This is a genomic window from Okeania sp. SIO2B3, from assembly GCF_010672525.1.
Lineage (GTDB): Bacteria > Cyanobacteriota > Cyanobacteriia > Cyanobacteriales > Microcoleaceae > Okeania.
Map to the genome: position 1 here is coordinate 1 of NZ_JAAHGH010000196.1, position 5,254 is coordinate 5,254.

Annotated in this window: 3 protein-coding genes; 1 reads left to right on the forward strand and 2 read right to left on the reverse strand. The window is 37.5% G+C overall.

What is annotated here, in order from left to right; genetic code table 11:
• Window positions 1-128: 128 nt before the first annotated feature.
• Complete coding sequence (locus tag F6K15_RS37260) at window positions 129-1,043, reverse strand: Rpn family recombination-promoting nuclease/putative transposase (RefSeq protein ID WP_293071069.1); 915 nt, start codon at window positions 1,041-1,043, stop codon at window positions 129-131.
• A 368-nt stretch (window positions 1,044-1,411) separates the two neighbouring features.
• On the opposite strand from F6K15_RS37260, the gene F6K15_RS37265 reads away from it, so the two are divergent.
• Entirely contained in the window at window positions 1,412-1,933 is a 522-nt protein-coding gene (locus tag F6K15_RS37265) for a hypothetical protein (protein WP_293071070.1), read from the forward strand.
• A 55-nt stretch (window positions 1,934-1,988) separates the two neighbouring features.
• Here F6K15_RS37265 and F6K15_RS37270 read toward each other — a convergent pair.
• Window positions 1,989-5,254 (reverse strand): CHC2 zinc finger domain-containing protein (locus tag F6K15_RS37270; protein WP_293071071.1); only part of this gene is annotated, 3,266 nt, incomplete at its 5' end.

Here is a 5,254-nt window from a genome sequence, read left to right on the forward strand (position 1 = left end):
GCGTGCGTTCATACAAAAAACTCTACTAATATCTCTAGTTTTATCAACAATTAGGGATACAAGAAGTTTGGTTTTTGCGTGTGCGATCGAGAACGCTATTTACTATCTGCGACAAGATTCGGAGAAATTCACTGCAACCAACTCAACAAATCTTCCAAATTATTGAAATCTAAAAAATCTTCCCCTAAATTATCCAAATCTTCAACTGATAAATCCTCAATTTGACTAATTATTGCCTCTGGAATTTCTCCAAAACGCTTTTTAAGTTGACGTATTATTAATTGCGCTCTCCCTTTTTGTTGGCCTTTTTGTTCCCCTCTTTGTTCCCCTTGTTGTTCCGCATAAGTTATCCGTCCTCTCTCATCTTGCATTGCTATTCCTCGACGCTCAACTATGTCTAACTCTTCCGCTGTCATGTTAATTTTATTAGCAACATTTAAAGCCTTTTCTATTTCCGACACTTCTCTTAAATTCTCCGGTATCTCATCTAAACGGCTAGCACCTTTGAGAAAATAAATCCACTTATCACTTAAACTATCTAACTCAGACAAACTTTTCTTAAACTTGGGTAATTCTACAAAAAATAGTCGTAATTCTTCTTCTAGACATTCAATTTTTTTTTTCTTATCCTGAAACACGAATTCATTGATAACATCCTCAGTATCTTTAAACAAAATAAAATCTGTAATAGTCACAGCGATCGCCGGATTTAGTAGGAGACAATCTTCTTCTGTTTCTAACTGATTGGCACAAGTATTAGCTAAGTTATAAGCTACCCGTTTGTTAAAAGCAGTCATTCGTGCTACTTGCATTTCAATAACTACTATAGAACCATCTACTAAAACAGCTTTTACATCCAAATATGTATCTTTTAAACTGAGCAATTGACCAGGATTAAAAGGATTAACAATTGTCAAAGACTGAATATTTTTTTCCCCCCCATAAATTATGGCATTGAGAAAGCTAATTAAGATATCTTGACTTTGTTGCGAGCCGAAGATTTTTTTAAAAGCATAATCTATCTTAGGACTAACAAATTTCATAGTAGTTTTCTCCTAATTAATTATTAACATTATCAAATAATGATGTACAGATTTTATATTTACTAACATTTTTATAATTCTGCTGTACACCATAATTATAACATTTTTTAGTGGTATATGTTACAATCTTTAAAAGACAGCTTTAGGAGAAAAATTCCTATGCTATTGATTTAAAAAGTTACAATTAATAATCTACTGTTTCTGTATATGTTTCACGCTTTTATTTCAATAAAATTTGTCAATAATAAACGCCATTTTTTACTTTTTTTTTAAGTTTATTTATTTTATTATCACCCCTTACTAATCGTCAACCATTTATCAATTTATGATAGTATATATATAGGCAAAATATAAAGGGATACTGACAAATGGGTAAGAAGAAAAATAGGATTCAAAAAAAGAATAGAAGGCTAGCTAAAAATAATATATCTAGCGTCAATAATAGGATATACAGCGTCAATAATAATAGGATATCCAGCTTTGAAGCTCACAAGGATATCGTATCAATTCAACAATTATTATCACAAATTGAACAACTGTTAGAAGAAGAAATCAACAATCCTAATTCTGAGGATAGTTCCTTCAATGCTCTTGCTTGTTTTGCATATTTAAACAGATTAATTGAACTAAGAAACAAGCTGAGAGAAAATGGTTATCAAAACATAATAAATTCCCAAATAGAAACTAGGATTAAATCTTGTCTTGAGCTGCTGGAGAGAATGCCTGACGATGAATATGAGGAGTTAGCGGTTGAACAAGATACATATAGATATTTGAGATGTTCCCAGAACGATGAATATATAGATGACGATCCAGAACACGTCATCTCTACAAAAAAAACCACTCGTATGCGCCACTACAATGAACCCGCTTGGTATAGCGATGATTAAGCATAGCTCCGCCTTCCCCACTACAAAAGTGGGGTCAATTTTTCAGTTTTTTTGATTAATTCTCGATCAGTATCGGTATCGGTTCCACTTGCGTACGCAACTCCTCCCAAAAACTAATCGGCATCGGGGCCATAAATAATTTTATTAAGTCAATAATTGTATCAACCGATACATACTCTAGGATATATTGGCCGTAAGTCTTGACGACTATCTCGATATTTTCGGCCATTTCCTCTAGGGTCTCACCTTGCTGGACAAAATAGGGAAAGTCAGGGAGCCATTCTGAGACAAACCACCTGATTTCCTCCGGTAGCTCAGATAACGCTTTTTTAGGATTGTTAGTTCTGTTTAAGGTATTCCAAAGCAAAACTAACATTTTTTTGAACCGCACAAAACTTGTTGGTAGTAGGTCGAGGCAGACTTGAGAAACCCTACTTCGCGACAGTCCTACTATTTGAGCTACCTTTTCTTGAGTGAAATTTTGGCCAACTTTTGCTAATTCCCACATGGTATCAATGATTTTTCTGTTGACCTGTTCTCCTTTCTGCGCTGCTTTAGGACATACATCATAAGTGGCCACTTGTTCTATATTTACTCCTGGCAGTCTGGAGGCGATCGCTGAAATTTCATCCGAAGTCCATTTTCCGGGTAAGTAGATAACGATCTGTTCGTCAGGGCGGTTAGTGGCACGGGGGCGACCTATTACTTGCTCCAAATCAGCTATCCTACGGCGTTTGACATGACGACCGTAATCTCCTGTTAATTTGCTAGGGGTGACAATTTGACCAGTCATGCACTGCCACTTAGCAGCTAGGGCACCGAGATTTTCGGTGTAGTCGCCGATGGCTATCATAGTAGTGCAGTCTAAAAATTGATTAGACCCTCGACTATCATTCCCCCAGTGGCCGACTTTCACAATGTTGTCTGGCAATTTGTGGGAGTAGGCATGAGCTTTATAGTCTATCAAGCCGATTTTTTCACTTTTGTGATTTTCAACTATTTGATTAATAAATGCTGCTATGCGTTCAGTTTCGGTGTATTGAGACCCGCTCCGGCGTTGATTGCTGGCATGACCAAAGTCAGTTATAAATTTAAGGGTTAAGTTGCTGTGGTCTTTTTCAGGGCTAGAAAAGACTAATATGGGTTCGTCTTTGTCCAGGTTGAGATTACGCCTTAAATCTGCAACGTCTTGGGTTGTGTCTAGGAATGTCACGACTGCTGCTGACTTAATAATGTCTTGGTGTCTGTACCAAGGTTTTGTTATTGTTAGACAGTTTTTGTTCAAGCTTAGACTGACTTTTCTATATCCATTGATAGCTTTGAGAATAGGAGATAAAAAGTCTAAGGTATGGTTTAGTTCTAATGCTTCTGTTTTTTCACCAGGAGTCATTCCTGAATCTATAATTTCATCAAAATTAGTTTTCAGCAGTTTTTGGCATTCTGCTATTAAGTTGTCAAGAGAAGGTATGGTGGGTAATATTTCTCCTGTTGGTTTTTCTTCTACTGTTGTTATTTCTCTGGTGATGGGGTCGTGGTTTGCTTTATATGTATATTCGGGTTCTCCCCATAAGTCTATTTTATGGTCTACTATTTCTGGGCCGTAGATTTTCTCAATGAGGCAATTGAATTTATCTTTAGCAATATAAGTCAAATATTGCTGATATTTTTTTTCTGATGATAACCATTCATTTTTAGGAATGCTAAGGGAGGCGAGTTTTTCCATTACTTGGAAATGGTCAGACCCATGTTTATTGGCAGGTTCATAGTTATCTATAAGAGCATAAATTTCCTGACATATTTCCTGTAGAACTTTAGCTAATTTCTGATTTTCTAAGGATGCCAGTTTCATGTTTCCTCTGGCGATCGCATCCTTAGTTATGTGTACGGGTTTGGAGGATTCTAATGTTTGGTCTATCTCATCTATTATTAAAGCTGTAGGTACATCAAATTTGTTGAGTCCGTTTAAGTCAGCTCTAATATCAGGATAGTTAAGGACTTCTCCTATAACATTGTCGTCTTCATCTTTGACTTTTTCTGTACCTAGAGTATTGCGTCTTTCTTCTAGGTAATCACAGCCAGAAGCCAATAATGGACAAGTCTTACAGACTTTGCTACCTTTTCCAGAGAAAGCATTTAATTGTAATTCATAAGCTGTATTAAATAGTTTGTGTTCGACACACGGGGGTTTAATATCAGGGGTTTGGCCTTTTGGTGTTGCTGTTTGGTAGGGGTTGCCTAATGGTGTATGTTTGGTATTATCATAGGTTAACCCGTTGTGTTTGGCTATCAAGTCTTTACGATGCTCAACACTCTCAACTGTGGGGTTACGATGGTTTGTTGCTGCAAACACTGTCCGTTCTATTCCTTCTAGTTTATCTGCTCTCAGAGCGCCGTAAACATGAGATTTCCCTTCTCCACAGCCATGTTTGTCTAGTATTAAATTCCATCCTTTGGCGTACGCTTCTCTTGCAGGAGTATCTCCCCATACTCTCAAATCAAATTTAATATTGGGTTCTTTGATTAACCAGTTCTCAGTCTCCAATAATTTCTGATATTCGGAGTAAGTAGGTATGCTTCCTGGGCCTGTGTAGTTAATGTATGGTGTGCCTAGTTTTAGGAGTGGGGTCCATAAAGTGATGGCTGTGGTGTGTTCTGCAATGATTTGTGTTGCTAGTTTTTGTTCATCAGGATTTTTATTTAATTGCGGGTTGGCTGGTAATTCTCCAGTGCGTTTGAAGAATCGCCAAGCTATTTTACCGAATCTCCAACGAACAAACTTTGCTAAATTATTAGCTTCTCTAGGTAGCCCACACTTCTGCCACCATTCTAGCTTTGGGATGGTTTTGTTTTGCTGTTTTTGTTGTGGTGGTTGCCACTCAGGTAAGGTGACACCAGCATCATCAGCTAACTCTTCAACTATCTCTATAAAATCCTTGCCTTTAGGTGTACCATGACCACCATTAGCAAAATGTCGATATTGTACTGCGTGGCCTCCTTCTTGACAGCCATGACAATACCAAGAGTTATCGGCCGGGTTAACTTGAAAAGCTGTACCGCTACTACCTCCGTGCTGAGGACAGAAGCCAACTAACTTTTTACCATGTTTTTTGAAGTTGTGGCCACCCCAATCATAAATATCTTCAGTGGATAAACGAGGCAAAATGTCCAGCTCTAGGATATCGGCTAAAGAGTCAGCAGTGCTGAGGCTAGGGTGAGCTTGTCTCTCTAGCTTACGTTGCTCTAAGTATCGTTCTCGTTCTGCTTTTTTCTCAAAAGCTTCAATAGTTGCCTTAGCTTCCTTATCAGCTAGCTCTAGGAGTA

Coding starts and splice junctions, on each gene's coding strand:
- F6K15_RS37265 (WP_293071070.1), top strand. CDS start 1,412: ATGGGTAAGAAGAAAAATAGGATTCAAAAAAAGAATAGAAGGCTAGCT.
- F6K15_RS37260 (WP_293071069.1), bottom strand. CDS start 1,043: ATGAAATTTGTTAGTCCTAAGATAGATTATGCTTTTAAAAAAATCTTC.